This is a genomic window from Bacillus sp. FSL M7-0558, assembly GCF_038003245.1.
In the GTDB taxonomy this organism is placed as follows: domain Bacteria; phylum Bacillota; class Bacilli; order Bacillales; family Bacillaceae; genus Bacillus; species Bacillus pumilus.
Genome location: NZ_JBBOOU010000001.1, coordinates 3370642 through 3386393 on the forward strand (window position 1 = coordinate 3370642; position 15752 = coordinate 3386393).

The 15752-nt window shown below is 42.6% G+C and carries 15 protein-coding genes; 4 read left to right on the plus strand and 11 right to left on the minus strand.

Going from position 1 to position 15752, the window contains the following annotated elements; all coding sequences use genetic code 11:
- Nucleotides 1-14 precede the first annotated feature (14 nt).
- From MHB79_RS17150 to cls, 3 genes are all read right to left on the minus strand, one after another.
- Complete coding sequence (locus MHB79_RS17150; RefSeq protein WP_340990325.1) at nt 15-1013, minus strand: S66 family peptidase; 999 nt, start codon at nt 1011-1013, stop codon at nt 15-17.
- A 78-nt stretch (nt 1014-1091) separates the two neighbouring features.
- Nucleotides 1092-2807, minus strand: coding sequence for an ABC transporter ATP-binding protein (locus MHB79_RS17155; protein ID WP_050944708.1), 1716 nt, complete (start codon nt 2805-2807; stop codon nt 1092-1094).
- Between the two features lie 105 nt (nt 2808-2912).
- A complete protein-coding gene (gene cls / locus MHB79_RS17160; protein ID WP_050944457.1) occupies nt 2913-4415 on the minus strand; it encodes a cardiolipin synthase in 1503 nt (500 codons plus the stop codon).
- Nucleotides 4416-4567: 152 nt separating this feature from the next.
- Between cls and MHB79_RS17165 the strand changes: the two genes are divergently transcribed.
- A complete protein-coding gene (locus MHB79_RS17165; RefSeq protein WP_226804300.1) occupies nt 4568-5539 on the plus strand; it encodes a S66 family peptidase in 972 nt (323 codons plus the stop codon).
- 522 nt (nt 5540-6061) lie between these two features.
- Nucleotides 6062-6379, plus strand: coding sequence for a hypothetical protein (locus tag MHB79_RS17170; protein WP_003215379.1), 318 nt, complete (start codon nt 6062-6064; stop codon nt 6377-6379).
- Nucleotides 6380-6430: 51 nt separating this feature from the next.
- Here the strand turns inward: MHB79_RS17170 and argS are convergent, their stop codons facing one another.
- The 5 genes from argS to speE form a co-directional block, all read right to left on the minus strand.
- Complete coding sequence (gene argS, locus MHB79_RS17175) at nt 6431-8104, minus strand: arginine--tRNA ligase (protein WP_050944459.1); 1674 nt, start codon at nt 8102-8104, stop codon at nt 6431-6433.
- Nucleotides 8101-8523: a DUF1934 domain-containing protein gene (locus tag MHB79_RS17180; protein ID WP_340990326.1), complete on the minus strand. Its 423-nt coding sequence runs from the start codon at nt 8521-8523 to the stop codon at nt 8101-8103. Before MHB79_RS17180 ends, argS begins: the two co-directional genes overlap by 4 nt.
- 124 nt (nt 8524-8647) lie before the next feature.
- A complete protein-coding gene (locus tag MHB79_RS17185) occupies nt 8648-8995 on the minus strand; it encodes a hypothetical protein (protein WP_226804302.1) in 348 nt (115 codons plus the stop codon).
- A gap of 78 nt (nt 8996-9073) precedes the next feature.
- Nucleotides 9074-9946, minus strand: coding sequence for an agmatinase (gene speB / locus MHB79_RS17190; RefSeq protein WP_003214818.1), 873 nt, complete (start codon nt 9944-9946; stop codon nt 9074-9076).
- A gap of 69 nt (nt 9947-10015) precedes the next feature.
- Entirely contained in the window at nt 10016-10846 is an 831-nt protein-coding gene (speE, locus tag MHB79_RS17195; RefSeq protein WP_003214614.1) for a spermidine synthase, read from the minus strand.
- Nucleotides 10847-11036: 190 nt separating this feature from the next.
- Between speE and MHB79_RS17200 the strand changes: the two genes are divergently transcribed.
- The gene (locus tag MHB79_RS17200; RefSeq protein WP_340990327.1) at nt 11037-13106 is read left to right on the plus strand and encodes a transglycosylase domain-containing protein; all 2070 of its coding nucleotides are present in this window, start codon (nt 11037-11039) and stop codon (nt 13104-13106) included.
- Between the two features lie 125 nt (nt 13107-13231).
- On the opposite strand, the gene MHB79_RS17205 is transcribed toward MHB79_RS17200, so the two are convergent.
- Nucleotides 13232-13750 (minus strand): YwhD family protein, encoded by a 519-nt coding sequence (locus MHB79_RS17205; protein WP_212045647.1) that lies wholly within the window; start codon nt 13748-13750, stop codon nt 13232-13234.
- A gap of 12 nt (nt 13751-13762) precedes the next feature.
- Entirely contained in the window at nt 13763-14419 is a 657-nt protein-coding gene (locus MHB79_RS17210) for a site-2 protease family protein (protein ID WP_340990635.1), read from the minus strand.
- Between the two features lie 113 nt (nt 14420-14532).
- On the opposite strand from MHB79_RS17210, the gene MHB79_RS17215 reads away from it, so the two are divergent.
- Complete coding sequence (locus tag MHB79_RS17215; RefSeq protein ID WP_003214939.1) at nt 14533-14718, plus strand: 2-hydroxymuconate tautomerase; 186 nt, start codon at nt 14533-14535, stop codon at nt 14716-14718.
- Between the two features lie 52 nt (nt 14719-14770).
- Here the strand turns inward: MHB79_RS17215 and MHB79_RS17220 are convergent, their stop codons facing one another.
- Entirely contained in the window at nt 14771-15583 is an 813-nt protein-coding gene (locus tag MHB79_RS17220) for a zinc-dependent metalloprotease (protein ID WP_340990330.1), read from the minus strand.
- Between the last annotated feature and the right edge of the window lie 169 nt (nt 15584-15752).

Below are 15752 nucleotides of genomic sequence, written 5' to 3' on the forward strand. Positions count from 1 at the left end.
AGGCCGCTCTTTTGTTATATCCACTCTTTCGTTAACCACACTTGTTTTGAAGCTGCATCCATTTTCACTTGTGCCCCAATTGGCATCGTAAGCATCGGGTGTGTATGGGCACAGTCAAAATCTGCGATGAGCGGTTTCTTTGTCTCTCCAAGCACCTCAAGTAAAATCTCGTAAGGTTCTTTGCCCGTTCCCTCATCATCAAACAGCTCATGTTTCCCCAAAAGAATCCCTGATACCCGCTCAAACACTCCATTTACTTTCAATAAAGAGAAGTTTTTTTCTACAACTGAAGCGGTTTTCATGCAATCTTCAATGAGGAGAATGTCTCCTGTTTGGATCGCTGGCATGAATTCACTGCCCCATATGCCGTACATTGCATTCAGGTTTCCGCCGATCAACCTGCCTTCTACCTGTCCTTCTATGACGCACAGCCAATCGTTCGGACGCTGCCCTTTATCACGTGTCTTTTCTTCCCAATTGATTCGTTCATCCGTCCAAAAGGGTGGTTTTTTGATCTGATAAGGAATGGATTGAGGCTGCATCAGGATGTCTTCGAACGACTGATATGTATAAGCAACGAACGGTTCAAACTCCCCAAAAGATGGAACAAGCGCCGGTCCGTAGAATACAGGCAATCCCGTTTTTTCGTAAGCGGCTAAAAGAATCGCTGTCGCATCTGAATAACCGATTATGATTTTCGGATGTTGTTTCAGCAGCTCAAAATCAAGATAAGGCAGCATACTATTTGAATTTGTCCCGCCAATCATTGACATGACGCACGCCAAGTCCTCTCGAGCCATTAGCTCATTCAACTCATTGGCTCGTTCTTGAATTGTACCTGAACGGTAGTGGTCCTCTTTCCCTGTTAATGATCCTGGTACCACAATGAATCCTTTTTGCTCAAGCCACTCCTTCGCCCGCTCATACCTAAGTGGCGAGGTCGCTGATGCAGGACTTGAAGGTGAAAAAATACCGATCTTATCGCCTTTTTGTAATCGCCGAAGCCCCTTCATTCCATCAGATCCTTCCTACACGAGTTTTTTCTATCCTAACAAAAAAAGACCCTTATCAAAAGGGCTTTATCTTTCTTTTTAATGACCAAACTGCGCTTCGTGCAGTCTGCTATATACGCCGCCCATTTGAATTAAATCTTGGTGGCGGCCTTGTTCTTCAATACCTTCCTCTGTCACGACAATGATACGATCGGCGTGTTTAATTGTTGCAAGGCGGTGGGCAATGACGAGTGTCGTCCTGCCGACAGCTAGTTCGCTCAGTGCATCCTGTATGGCTTTTTCTGTTTCTGTATCAAGTGCTGATGTGGCTTCATCTAGAATGAGAATGGACGGGTTTTTCAGGAACATCCGTGCAATTGATAGACGCTGCTTTTGACCGCCTGACAGTTTGACGCCGCGCTCACCTATCACGGTATTTAACCCTTCTGGGAAACGCTGAACGAGTTCCTCTAAATGCGCACTTCTTACAGCCTCCCAAATCTCTGCGTCGCTGGCTTCTAAGTTCCCGTACGCAATGTTTTCACGAATGGTGCCTGAGAATAAAAAGACATCCTGCTGCACAATACCGATCTGCTGCCTTAAAGAAGACAATGTCATCGACTTTGTGCTTATACCATCAATCGTGATCTCCCCTTCATCCACATCATAAAAACGAGGCAGCAGACTGCAAATTGTTGATTTCCCCGCTCCTGAAGGGCCGACAAACGCAACCGTCTCTCCTTGTTTGATCTTTAAATCGATATTCTTTAACACATGACTGTGTTCATCGTAGCCAAATGTTACGTTTCGATATTCAATTTCACCTTTCAATCCGTGTACATCACGTGCTCCCTCTGTATCCTTCACATCCGGCTCTGTGTCTAGCAAATCGACATAGCTTTTAAAGCCCGCAATGCCTTTCGGATACATTTCAATGACCGTGTTGATTTTATCAATCGGTCTAAATAAAACATTTGTGATCAGAACAAATGCGATAAAGCCACCTGCCGTTAATTGACCTTGCAGGACAAACCATGTACCTGCGAGAAGGACAAACAGTGTCACAAGACGTGTGAGAATATAGCTGATCGATCCATTGACCGACATAATTTTATAAGAAAGAAGCTTCGCCTTACGAAAACGGTTGTTGTTTTCCGCAAAACGCTTTTTCTCGAAATGTTCATTGGCAAAAGCTTGAACAAGACGAATGCCCCCGATATTGTTTTCAACCCTCGCATGAAAGTCTCCAATGTCATTGTTGAGCTGTGTAATCGCCTTCGTCATCTTTTTATTAAAATGTAGGGCGAGCCAAATGATGACAGGCATGATGAGGAAGGTTAAAATGGCCAGCTGCCAGTTAATCATCAGCATGACTGCAAAGGCACCAAGAATCGTCATAATCGCTATAAACAAATCTTCAGGACCGTGATGCGCCACTTCTCCAATGTACATGAGGTCGTTTGTCATCCGTGACATGAGCTTCCCCGTTTTGTTGTTGTCAAAGAATTTAAAGGATAGTCGCTGAAAGTGATCAAACAGCTTTTTCCTCATATCTGTTTCAATATTGATGCCAAGCATATGCCCCCAATACGACACAATAAATTGCATAACCGAGCTGAGGGCATAAATGACAAACAGCGCAAGTGCCGTCCAGACAATGACTGTCCAGTTCCCTGTTGGCAACAATGTATCAATGAAGTAGTTCACGATAAGCGGGAAACCCAGTTCCATCAATCCAACGGCGACAGCGCAAAAGAAATCTAAAAAGAACAGACCTCGATAGGGCCTGTAATAGGCGAAAAAGCGTTTTAACATATGTAAAAGAACCTCATTTCCTCTATAATTGATAATCATTTTCAATTATAGAGGAATCCTCTTCAAAATACTAGATTAGGAAATGATTTCTTTGACTAGAAATCCTCATAGAACGCCAGAAAACAACCGAGCAAATGATTCCTTTAATCGCTCTTTTAAGCCTCTTTTATAAAAATGAACAGGTCCCATTTGCTCACATTCTTTCATATCTTCTTCATAATGTGCCATCAGCTGCTCAATGGGCTTTTTCGCGGCCGTAAAGACATTGACCTCAAAATTGAGCTGAAAGCTTCTCATATCCACATTTGCGGTACCGACAGAGGCAAGTTCTCCATCTGCAATCATCACTTTTTGATGCATGAAGCCCTTTTGGTAGTGATACACCTTGATGCCCTCTTTTAGGAGCTCAGAAAAATAGGACCGTGTGGCGTATTGTGTGAGAAAGCCATCATTGATCTCCGGAACCATCACCCGGACATCCACCCCTCTTGTCGCAGCAATTTTCAATGCCGTACGAAGGGATTCATTTGGGACAAAATAAGGTGTCGCAATCCAGACAAATTGTTTCGCATTTGAGATGAGTGCATCATATAAATCACTCATACTTTCTTTCATATCGGGTCCAGTTGGTACAACCTGAATGACATCCTCTCCCGTCACAGGATGCGGCGTATGATATTTCGGATCATCAATTAATACTTCATCTGAAACATACTCCCAGTCGAGCATAAACACAGAGTGAAGGGTTTGGACAGCCTCACCCTTTAACATCGTATGCGTATCACGCCAAAAACCGATATTTTCATCACGTCCGACATATTCTTTTCCGACATTTAACCCGCCAACAAATCCTGTCTTCCCATCAATGATCACGATTTTTCGGTGATTGCGGAAATTGATTTTTTGATTAAAGAAACCATATTTTAAAGGCAGAAATGGAGCGACCTTGACTCCTGCCTGCTTCAAGCGTTTAATATCTTTTCGGGAGAAGCGAATGCTGCCAGCCGCATCATAGATGAAGCGAACCTCTACCCCTTCTTTCACTTTTTCTATCAAAATCTCCATCATCCGGTGCCCGAGGAAATCTGATTTGAACATGTAGTATTCTATATGGATGAACGATTTTGCCTTTTTTAATTCTTCAAAAATACGGGGAAACGTCTCCTCCCCATTTTTTAAAATGTCCATATCACTATTTGTGTTCACATGCATGCCTGTTGCTTTTTCTGTGTAATGAAAAAAAGTCCGCTGATTTTCGGTTAGACTTGATTCATCCGGCTTGCTCTCAAGCTCAGATATTCTGCGTAGTTTTTCACGGTTGTACATTCTTTTTGATTTGAATAAATGACCTTTCACATAGAGCTGTCCCGAGAACAAATAAAACATATAGCCAATGATTGGGAAAAAGATTAGCACATACATCCATAAGAGTGTGTGCTGTGATGTACGGTTCTCTAGCATGAGCGAGATGATACTAAATAAAATAATGGCGATATAAACTGCTGCGTACAACTGGACACTCCACGCCGGCACCGGCCACCAATACACCACATATGCCCCGAATATCATAAAATATAAAAATAAAAATTCCAGTCTCCTCTTTTTCACATTCTTCGCCCTCATTCTGTCTTTTTCTTTTCCATACCCTTTGCACAGCTTGTATGAAACGCACGGTCCACTTCTTTCTTCTAGCTTTTACAGACTTGGACCATTTGATCCGATATAATGGATAAATATGTGATGGAAAGGAAGATTTGTTTATGCATACACCACCTCCTTTAAAAAAAGACAGTCATCTTCGTGTCATTGCCCCAAGCCGAAGTGCCAGCATTTTATCAAAAGAAGGAATCGCTCAAGCAAAAAAGCGTTTAGAGATGTTAGGCTTCACTGTCTCCTTTGGACAGCACGCATTTGAATGTGATCTTCATTCCTCATCATCTATTGAACACCGCTTGTCTGATCTGCATGAGGCGTTCATGGATGATGAAGTTGACGGTATTTTGACAGCAATCGGAGGCTTCAATTGCAATGAGCTCTTGCCTTATATTGATTACGACTTGATTCGTCAGCACCCAAAAGTTCTTTGCGGCTACAGTGATATTACCGCACTCGCAAGTGCTATTACTGCCAAATGTGAGATGGTGACATACTCTGGACCCCATTTCTCCAGCTTTCAAATGGAACAGGGACAAGAGGAGCAGACCGCTATGTTTCAAGCCTGCTTGATGAATGGTAGTGAGTCTTTTAATGTGAATCCTTCGACAAAGTGGAGTGATGATGCGTGGTATCTTGATCAAGCGAACAGGCAGTTTCATCCGACGAAATGGGGAATATATCAGGAAGGAACAGCCGAAGGTACCTTGTATGGCGGTAACCTTTGTACACTGAACTTACTGCAAGGGACGTCGTTTATGCCTCATATTAAGGATGCCATCTTATTTGTGGAGGATGATGATTTGGTTTTCCCTGAAATGTTCGCCAGAGACCTCACATCCCTCTTACAGCATGCAGAATCCATTAAAGGGCTGATCATCGGACGCTTTCAGAAGAAATCCAAGATGACAGAGGAACATTTGAGATTTATCCTAGATAAGCACCCAATGCTCAAACACATTCCAGTGATCTACGATGTCGATATCGGACATACGCAGCCGGTCTTCACCTTACCGATTGGCGGAAACGTTCAGCTAGCGTGTGAAAATGGAGACGTGAAGCTGCGTATTCATTCATAACTAATAAAAGCCAAAAAGCACCCGAATATGTGGTGCTTTTTTCTATGCCACCAACTTTTTTAAAAATTTTTTAGAAAAAGTGATCCAACCCTCCATCTCCTTCGTTAAGTAGATGTAAAAAGAAAAGAGAGGAGGCAAAAACATGTTCTCTGATGTACTTAACCAATTATTCGATTCTATCTCTAACATTATTAATACACTTGGATAATTCTAATTAACGCACACAAACTACATGCTTACCGAAGGGAGGATGCACTCTATGTTTTCTGATGTACTTAGCCAATTATTTGATTCTATTTCTAACATTATTAATACGCTTGGGTAATGTTCAACATCCGCTGTCTCTAGTAGATAGCGGATGTTTTTATTTAACATATTCTGAATGGAGTCAATTTAAATAATTATAAGGAACCTTGTTTGATTATCATCAATTCAAAAGACCTTTTATGAATTTGTTTCTACAAATCCAATTGGATGTTATGATCTATTAAAGGAATATATTAACTATATGAAGGAGATATAATGATAAAACGTTTGATTGGTTTGTTTTTTATTACTCTTTGTATTGTTGGATTAAGCTTCACTTCAAAAACTCTCACCCTTTCTGAAGAGGAATTAGATGAAAAGGTCATCCACGTATTGGACTCATTATGGGAAGAGCATGCATTGTTTAACTATCAAATTATCAAGACTGATCCCACAATTTCCATCGGCATCGATACTTCAAAAGATATGGCAAGTTTGCAATCTGTCTTAGAAAAGAAACTTCCTAAACAAGCATTAGAGGATTATGAAATTGAGATTTTTCAGAGAAATAAAAGTGATCTAAAAGCTGATTGATGAAAAACACGAAGAAACCCACTCTCGTTCCGAGCGGGTTTCTTCGTGTTCTTACATCTTTTCCGGTGCCGATACGCCAATGAGTTTTAATGCATTCGCCAGCGTAATTTGTGTTGCTTTCATGAGTGAAAGACGTGCTGTTGTTTTTGTTTCGTTTTCTACATCAATGACCTTCTCGGCATTGTAGAAGCTGTGAAGGGCTGATGCAAGGTCATAAATATAGTTTGTCACACGGTGCGGAATACGCTTTTCAGCTGCTTCTGCTACAACTTCTGGGAAGCTACCAATGATTTTGAGAAGATCGTATTCTTTTTCCGATTGAATGTGAGAGAAATCTGCTTTTTCAAGGTTTGGCTCGTAGCCTTTTTCTTCCCCTTGACGCAGCATGCTGCAAATTCTCGCATGGGCATATTGTGCGTAGTACACAGGGTTTTCGTTAGACGTAGAAATCGCTAAGTCTAGGTCAAAGTCCATATGTGTCGCCGCACTTCTCATCGCGAAGAAATAACGAGTGGCATCTAGGCCTACTTCTTCAATCAGATCACGCATGGTGACGGCTTTTCCTGTACGTTTACTCATCTTCATCTTTTCACCGTTTTTGTATAGGTGAACGAGCTGAATGATTTCTACTTCAAGCTTGCCAGCAGGATATCCAAGTGCTTGAATCGCCGCTTTCATTCGAGGGATATAGCCGTGATGGTCCGCTCCCCAAATGTTAATGAGCTGATCAAAGCCTCTGTCTAATTTGTCTTTATGATATGCGATATCTGGAAGCAAGTAAGTGAAGCTGCCGTCTTTTTTAATGAGCACGCGGTCCTTGTCATCGCCAAAATCAGTTGAACGCAGCCACGTTGCGCCGTCTTCTTCAAAGACATAGCCTTTAGCGCGAAGTGTTTCCAGCGCTGGTTCGATTTTACCGTTTTCATATAAAGAGGTTTCTGAATACCATACATCAAATGGGACACGGAAATTCTCAAGGTCTACACGTAATTTCTCTAACTCATATTTTAAGCCGTATTCACGGAAGAACATCATACGCTCTTCTTCTGGCTCATGCACGAAACGGTCACCAAATTCATCTGCCAGCTTTTGCCCGATGCCTTTGATGTCTTCTCCTCTATAACCGTCTTCAGGCATCTCTTTTTCAAGACCGAGCGCCTCAAAGTAACGTACCTCTACAGATAAAGCGAGGTTATTGATCTGATTGCCTGCATCGTTGATATAGTATTCACGGCTCACCTCGAACCCTGCTTTATCAAGGATGTTGCAAAGAGAATCACCTACAGCTGCTCCGCGGGCATGTCCAAGGTGAAGGTCACCTGTTGGGTTGGCTGAGACGAATTCAACTTGCACCTTTTGGCCGCCGCCTGTATTCGTTTCACCATATGCCTCTTTTGCTTCAAGGACTGCTGGGATCAGCTTTGTTAAATACTGATTGTTCATATAAATATTAATGAACCCTGGACCTGCGATATCCAGTTTTTCAATAGAAGCTTTCCCTTTATCAAACGCTTTGACAATGTCCTCTGCGATTTGACGAGGTGCTTTTTTTGCAATGCGGGCAAGCTGCATCGCCATGTTGGTGGAGTAATCACCGTGAGTTTTATCTTTCGGCACTTCTAAAAGGACATCTGGTACCTGGCTTTCATCAGCAAGTCCTGCTTTGACGACTGCCGCAATAATTTCTTCCTTTAACGCATCTTTGACCTGTTCTGCGATATTCATGAACGTAAATCCTCCTTATACGAAATCGATAATGTATGTAAATGCTTTTGATCTTCCCCTGTCAGCATATCGTACGTAATGTGCAGCAGTCCCTTGCCCACATCGAGATCAATGCCATGTGTGTGTACATCAAGCTGTAGTGTACCGAATGGCATCGTGTAATGTGTGACGGTCGTTTCTCCAATGAGAAAGCGCTGCTTCATTTGAATGGCCCCTGATCTCATGACAAAAATTTCTTTTTCACTCATTTTCACAACGGTTTTTACTTGACCCATTTCATGTTCTTCATGGTAAGTGAGATACGTTTTGTCATTCTTTTCTTGATACGTTCCAGTCGTGCGGAATTCGATCGTTTCAGCCGGCTCCGTCTCTGGTTTCATCACTGACTTTACATGAATTGAAATTTGGTTTTGTGTCATTTTGCACTTCCTTTGCTAAGACCCGTTTAACTAAAATAGTATACCATATTCATGATCGCCTATCATACCATCATTTCTCTTCTTCACTGCGATTAAACTTCGTTTTTGATCTTACACCATCCCTTTAGAAAAAAAGAAACAGGAAACTCACTAATACCACCAATCCAGCCTTTACGCCCAAGTCTTTTCTTTTGATTAAATAAAAAAGAGCTTGTACGCCTGAACTTGCCAAAAATGCCTGAAAAAAATCAAATGGCACGATCTGTGCTCGCTTAAATATCACCTGCATGAATAACGCAATGGCCGTCAGATAGAAAAAGCCTCGATCTTGAAACAGCCCCAACATCTCTTCCTTTGCTTCTTTTTTCGAAGCAAAAACGGGCGGCGCAGCTGCGAGCTCTCGTTTCAGCGTGAGAAAACCCGCCGCTAACACACAAAAGGCGAGAAGCACCATCAATATAGAAGAAAACATGAACTGCCTCCTTTATTTTTTGATCCATGTAAAAAAAGAGCTTGTCCACATGAGATGACAAGCTCCTCTATCAAGGTGTTATTTCACAAATCCAAGCAGCATTTCGCGTAAAAGCTTGCTCGCTGTATTCGCTGTTTGGTCGGAATGATCGTATACAGGTGCTACCTCTACAAGGTCTGCACCGACTACTTGAACCTCAGATCCTGCAATGGCATGAATGGAAGCAAGCAGCTCTTTTGATGTAATACCGCCAGCATCCACCGTGCCTGTACCAGGTGCATGAGCTGGGTCGAGTACATCAATGTCGATCGTCACATAAACTGGACGCCCCTTCAGCTTTGGCAATACTTGCTTCAACGGCTCCAGCACTTCAAATTTAGAAATGTGCATGCCCGCTTCTTTTGCCCATTCAAATTCTTCCTTCATCCCAGAACGAATCCCAAAAGAGAACACATTCTCAGGTCCAATGAGTCCTGCTACTTTACGAATCGGGGTAGAATGAGACAGAGGCTCACCCTCGTATTCCTCACGAAGATCCGTATGTGCGTCCATATGGATAATCGCCAAATCAGGATATTTCTTATGCATCGCGCGGAAAACCGGCCAAGACACAAGATGCTCGCCGCCCATTCCTAATGGAAACTTCCCTTTTTCTAAAATGCTGTCGACATACTCTTCAATTAAGTCCAAGCTTTTCTGAGCATTTCCAAAAGGAAGCGGAATGTCACCGGCATCAAAGAATGGTACTTCGTGCAGCTCACGATCTAAATAAGGACTGTATTCTTCTAATCCAATCGAAACTTCACGAATACGGTTTGGACCAAAACGTGAGCCTGGTCTATAACTGACGGTCCAATCCATCGGCATACCGTATAAAATGACTTTTGCATCTTCCCATGTCGGATGACTTCCAATAAACACTTTTCCTGAATAAGCCTCGTCGAATCTCATGCAAGATTCCTCCTTTTACGCTTCAAAAAATGCGCAAACTGTTATTTGCGCATTTCCTCTTCGCTTCATTTATTTGATTAAGTCGCTCACAAATTTCGGCAGAACGAATGCTGCTTTGTGCAATTCTTTTGTGTAATATTTCGTGTCAATATCAAAGAAACGGCTGTCTTCTACAGCAAGTGGATCATATTTTTTTGAACCGATGGTAAATGTCCAAAGACCACTTGGATACGTTGGAATATTTGCTGTGTAAAGCTTCGTGATTGGGAAAATCTCTTTCACATCACGCTGTACATTTGTAATCAGCTCAGGTGTGAACCAAGGGTTGTCCGTTTGTGCCACGAAAATACCGTCTTCTTTGAGTGCTTTTGAAATTCCTGCGTAAAATCCTTTAGAGAACAGGTTCACAGCTGGTCCAACTGGTTCAGTTGAGTCCACCATGATAACATCGTACTCATTGTCAGCTTCAGCAATATGCATAAAGCCGTCTCCAACTTTGACATCTACACGAGGATCGTCTAGTTTCCCAGCAATCGAAGGAAGGAATTTTTTCGAGTATTCGATGACTTTGCCATCAATATCAACAAGTGTCGCTTTTTTCACACTTGGATGCTTCAGGATTTCACGAATGACACCGCCGTCTCCTCCACCTACGACAAGAACATTTTCTGGGTTTGGATGAGTGAAAAGAGGAACATGTGCCACCATTTCGTGGTATACAAACTCATCTTTCTCAGACGTCATCACCATACCGTCTAAAAACAGCATATTGCCAAACTCTTCTGTTTCCACCATTTCTAAATGCTGAAAATCTGTTTGTTCTGTGTGAAGGGTTTTGTTCACCTTCAAAGTAATACCAAAATTCTTCGTTTGCTTCTCTGTATACCAAAGTTCGCTCATTGTCCATCTTCCTCTCATCCAATAATAAACAAACATCTATTGTTAGCGCCTTTAACGGCTATGACTATATCGATTGTCCAAGAAAAAAGTATAGTGGATTCATATCAAATTGTAAAGAACCGCAATCATTTGTTTAAAACGGTTTTCTTTGTTCCATACTGATAAAAAACCGTCAAAATGGGGGCTTTGCATGGACACAATCATGAGTAATAAAAAAATCCGCATGACCGTGAAAACGATTCGAGCCTGTTTTTTTATTGGCTTGCTCGCTTTTCTATTTGCAGGCACTGTCTTTTTGACGATTCTTTTAATAGCCAAATGGCAAGGCGCCCCTTCTGTTCAAGTTCCCCAATCTACGACGATTTATGCAGCCGATGGTTCAAAGCTTGGAGAATCCAGCTTTGGAGAAAAGAGATATTGGGTGCCCTTAAAGGACATGTCCCCTCATATCAGGCAGGCAGCTGTAGCTGTTGAGGATAAAACCTTTTATGAGCATCATGGCTTTGATGTGAAACGGATGGCGGGTGCTGCAGTGGCTGATATTCGTGCCATGGCTAAGGTACAAGGCGCAAGCACGATCACCCAGCAATATGCACGAAATCTGTATTTAGATCATGATAAAACGTGGAAGCGAAAATGGAATGAAGCCTTTTACACGATTCGCTTAGAGCAAAACTATACAAAAGATGAGATTTTAGAAGGATACTTGAACACCATTTATTATGGTCATGGAGCTTATGGCGTAGAAGCGGCGTCCCGTCTGTATTTCGGGAAAAAAGCGAAGAATTTAACCCTCGCTGAATCTGCCTTACTTGCCGGTATCCCAAAGGGCCCTTCTCTCTACTCCCCTTATGTGAATGAAGAGAAAGCCGGCGCAAGAAAGAATATGATTCTGAGGCACATGCAAGAGGACGGCATGCTTACGAAAAAGGCAGCCGCTGAAGCCGCGAAAGAAAAACTGTCCTATCGCCCTTTGCAAAAGAAGCAGCTGCAAGCAAAGCAAGCTCCGTATTTTTATGATGATGTGATTCGTGAGTTGAAACAAAGCTTGGGGTTAACTGAGGAACAGATCGAAACTTATGGCCTTCATATCCAAACGACTTTAAATCCAGAATTACAGAAAATGGCTGAGAAGACGTTGAAAAGCACAATCTATTCGAAATCAGATATCCAAATCGGCTTTACTGCTATCCATCCCCAAACAGGTCATGTACTCGCCCTCATCGGGGGAAGAGATTATGAGAAAAGTCCATTCAACCGAGTGACACAAGCGAAAAGACAGCCCGGTTCAACAATGAAGCCTCTTCTTTATTACATTGCCTTGCAAAATGGGTTTACACCTGCAACCGTCATGCGCAGTGAAGAAACGGTTTTTGAGCTCGATGATCAAGGAAGCGGTGCTGCTTATTCACCAAGCAATTACCATGGCTATTACGCAAATGATGGCATTACGATGCTTCAAGCCTTGGCGCTGTCTGATAATATTTATGCCGTGAAAACCCATCTATTTTTAGGAATGGAACAGCTTGTACGTGCGGGCAAAACATTTGGCATCAACGAAAAACTAGATCAGGTGCCATCACTTGCCCTAGGCACGTCTCCTGTCAAACCAATTGAAATGACCAATGCTTACGCAATGCTTGTCAATGGCGGAAAACGAGTCAAACCCACCTTTATTACAAAAGTAACGGATGCTAAAGGCAACGTGCTTTTTGAAGAAAAACAAAAACGAGAGCAAGTCCTAGATGAAAAGGTAGCCTTTGTCACCACCGACATGATGTCAGGAATGTTCAATGATCAGTTAAACGGCTATACGAGTGTCACAGGCCGCACCATTATGAAGGATCTCACGCGAACATACGGAGGAAAATCGGGAACGACAGGAGCCGACAGCTGGATGATCGGCTTCTCTCCCCAGCTCGTCACAGGTGTGTGGACGGGCTATGATAAAGGGCGTACTATTGACTCGGTCGAAGAAACAGCCTATGCAAAAAAGATATGGGCATCCTTTATGGAATCAGCCCTCTCCAAACAGCCAGCCTCCTCCTTCATGCCGCCAGACGGCGTAAAAGGTGTGTATATCAATCCAAAAACCGGCGATCTCGCAGGCCCAGGATGTGAATCAAAGGTATTCACCTATTTTATAGAAGGAACGGAGCCGACAGGTGTGTGCTACGGTGCTGAGGATAAATCATCTGAGCAAGATCCAGTTCAAGATCAAAAGCCAAAGAAATGGTGGGAAAAGTGGCTGAAACGTTAAAAAAAGACATGAAAAACCCCGAGATTTGCATCTCGGGATTCTCCATGTCCTAGCTTTAACACCAGTTTACTCAAAAATCAGCTTGAATTGGTAGCAATTCGCCATTCTTCACAAAAATTTCACAATTATTCAGAGACAGCCAATCCTTCTTTTAATTCATCTGTAGATGCTTCCCATAGTGCTTCATTATGACTCTTCAAGAAATCAGCCAGCACCTTTTTCGATACATCATCCATATGACTGACGACGATATTTCGCTTCATTGATTTATCCATGAAATTCACATGCTCTGGAAGCGACTTATACCCGCGGCGGATTGAACGGTCGACGGTCATTTCGCAAGCCGTCACACCCGCATAATAAGGACCTTCTTCTCTGCGGTCAATGGTCACCCATACGAGCCAATACGGCTTTCCGTTCGGTACCTCTTCTTTGCTTTTCAAGAATTTAATTCCTTTTTCCACGGCACTTCTTGCATGCATCGCACCAATATCAATGACAGCTTCCTTTTCCTCTACGTCAATGATCACCGGCGAAATGTTATCTAGGCTGAGCGCACCAGCTCCAAAGCCTCCGTGTCCGTCGGTTGCATCTGTTTTTTTAATGATGTTAAAACCAATTGGTTTCTTCTTTTTACCTTCCATTCATTAAACCTCCTAAAGCAGCGGCTTCAAAATAAGATTAAACCATTGAATGATTTGATCCCGCATTCCGATCAATGGACCAAAAACAAACTGTCCTAGCGGCGTGATCACGAATATGAGAAAAATAATGATCCCATATTGTTCGAATTGCGTCATTTTCGCACGGATACGGGGGATGACGACGTCCTCAATAATACGATACCCATCCAGCGGCGGAAGTGGCAATAAGTTAAATAGGAACAAAATGACGTTCAAGTTAATAAATATCCGGAAGAAATGATCAACTCCCGGCTCAAAGCGCATGAGCGACTCCCCGCCAAACTTCTGAAGAAGCACGTACACGAAAAAGCCTAGAAACGCCAACACTAAGTTACTTAAAGGGCCAGCAATCGAGACGCAGATTCCTGCTAAGCGCGGGTTTTTAAAATGGTAACGATTGACCGGTACAGGTCTCGCCCAGCCAAACCCGGCGACAAAGATCAAAATCGTCCCAAATACATCGAGATGCTTCAGTGGATTTAATGTGAGTCTCCCTTGGTTCTTAGCTGTCGGGTCGCCGAAACGATACGCAACATATGCATGCGCCAGCTCGTGCATCGTAAATGCAACAACAAGCGTAATGGCGACATATGGAATGAGTTCTAATGGATACACAAGAAATTGGTTCAAAGGCATGAATCCCTCTTTCTTTCTATACAATGATTTACTTCATTCAGTATACTATAAGAAGTCCCTTAAACTAAAGGGAAGCGTAGCATGAAAGGAAAAAGGAGGTTTTCACATTGCCGATTGTAACCGTACAAATGCTTGAAGGAAGAACAGACGAGCAGAAAAGAGCGCTTGTGGAGAAAGTCACTGATGCCGTTGTTGAAACAACAGGCGCAGGGGCAGAAAAAGTCTCTGTCATTATTGAAGAAATGAAAAAAGAACACTATGCCGTAGCAGGAAAGCGAATGAGCGACCTGTAAGCATATAAAAAGGACAAACACTTTTCCGGTGTTTGTCCTTTTGTCTTCATTCTTATCTGTACCACGCTTTGTTACGGTTCACCTGATTTTTATGAGCCGCATCGAAGAAATCGACTGTGTAGGAATAATCATAATTCATTAAGCAGACAATGCCGCTTCCTTGAGGGTCGTGCGGTAAGCCAAAGTTATGGCCGTATTCATGCGTAGCCGCTTTTGCTGTATTCGCTGTTCCTTGGTCAAGGTTAACGGCGAATGCACTTCCGCTTGGTGCACTATTGTAGACATAAGCGATTCCGCCAGCATCAAAGTTTGGATTTGCTGTAAATCCAGTGACAAAATCGTATCCTCTGCCATCAAAGCTGCGCGCAAGGTTAGACAAAATTTGCTCTGCATTTGATCCCGAAGACGTCCAAGATCCTACTGCTTGTACGACAAAGTCCACATCATGATCACGGTTAAACGTGACATCTGCTTGCTCGATGATGCTGACAATGCGTGTTTGCCAGTCACTATATTTCGCACGATACTGCGCATCTGCTACAGCATAGACCGTTACTTTTTGACTGCCTGTACTTGCCTTTGTTGAAATAGAATCTCCTGTATTCGCCTTAAAGGTTCTAGAGCCCACCTGCTTACCAGACTCATCTAATACCTTTGTTGTCACATCTCGTTCAATTGGAGGTACTTTCGTCAAATCTTTAAAATCGTTTGCCTTTGGCAACCCCTCACTAATATGTGTTTCGAACGGCGCATGACCATGATCATGCCCATGACCAGCACTCGCGACTGGTGCTGAAGCTGAACTTACTCCCGGTAACAAACTACCTACCAATAAAAATGACAAAAAGACTGAACGCTTTTTCATTCCTATCCCTCCTTTGATTTTCACAAAGTTATATATTCACTGAAAATTCACCATTTTCCTTCTGTTCAGTCAAAAACAGGGAATTAGATACACAGGAAGAAAGTCGAAATACGTCATATTCACTAATTTTTCGGATATTCCGACACAGATTTCATCGAAAAATAGCGCT

Excerpts from the sequence above, each read along its gene's own strand:
- MHB79_RS17150 (WP_340990325.1), bottom strand. The coding sequence starts at position 1,013 with ATGAAGGGGCTTCGGCGATTACAAAAAGGCGATAAGATCGGTATTTTT.
- MHB79_RS17220 (WP_340990330.1), bottom strand. The coding sequence starts at position 15,583 with ATGAAAAAGCGTTCAGTCTTTTTGTCATTTTTATTGGTAGGTAGTTTG.
- MHB79_RS17185 (WP_226804302.1), bottom strand. The coding sequence starts at position 8,995 with ATGTTTTCTTCTATATTGATGGTGCTTCTCGCCTTTTGTGTGTTAGCG.
- speB (WP_003214818.1), bottom strand. The coding sequence starts at position 9,946 with ATGAGATTCGACGAGGCTTATTCAGGAAAAGTGTTTATTGGAAGTCAT.
- MHB79_RS17165 (WP_226804300.1), top strand. The coding sequence starts at position 4,568 with ATGCATACACCACCTCCTTTAAAAAAAGACAGTCATCTTCGTGTCATT.
- argS (WP_050944459.1), bottom strand. The coding sequence starts at position 8,104 with ATGAATATCGCAGAACAGGTCAAAGATGCGTTAAAGGAAGAAATTATT.
- MHB79_RS17200 (WP_340990327.1), top strand. The coding sequence starts at position 11,037 with ATGGACACAATCATGAGTAATAAAAAAATCCGCATGACCGTGAAAACG.
- speE (WP_003214614.1), bottom strand. The coding sequence starts at position 10,846 with ATGAGCGAACTTTGGTATACAGAGAAGCAAACGAAGAATTTTGGTATT.
- MHB79_RS17155 (WP_050944708.1), bottom strand. The coding sequence starts at position 2,807 with ATGTTAAAACGCTTTTTCGCCTATTACAGGCCCTATCGAGGTCTGTTC.
- MHB79_RS17205 (WP_212045647.1), bottom strand. The coding sequence starts at position 13,750 with ATGGAAGGTAAAAAGAAGAAACCAATTGGTTTTAACATCATTAAAAAA.
- MHB79_RS17180 (WP_340990326.1), bottom strand. The coding sequence starts at position 8,523 with ATGACACAAAACCAAATTTCAATTCATGTAAAGTCAGTGATGAAACCA.
- MHB79_RS17170 (WP_003215379.1), top strand. The coding sequence starts at position 6,062 with ATGATAAAACGTTTGATTGGTTTGTTTTTTATTACTCTTTGTATTGTT.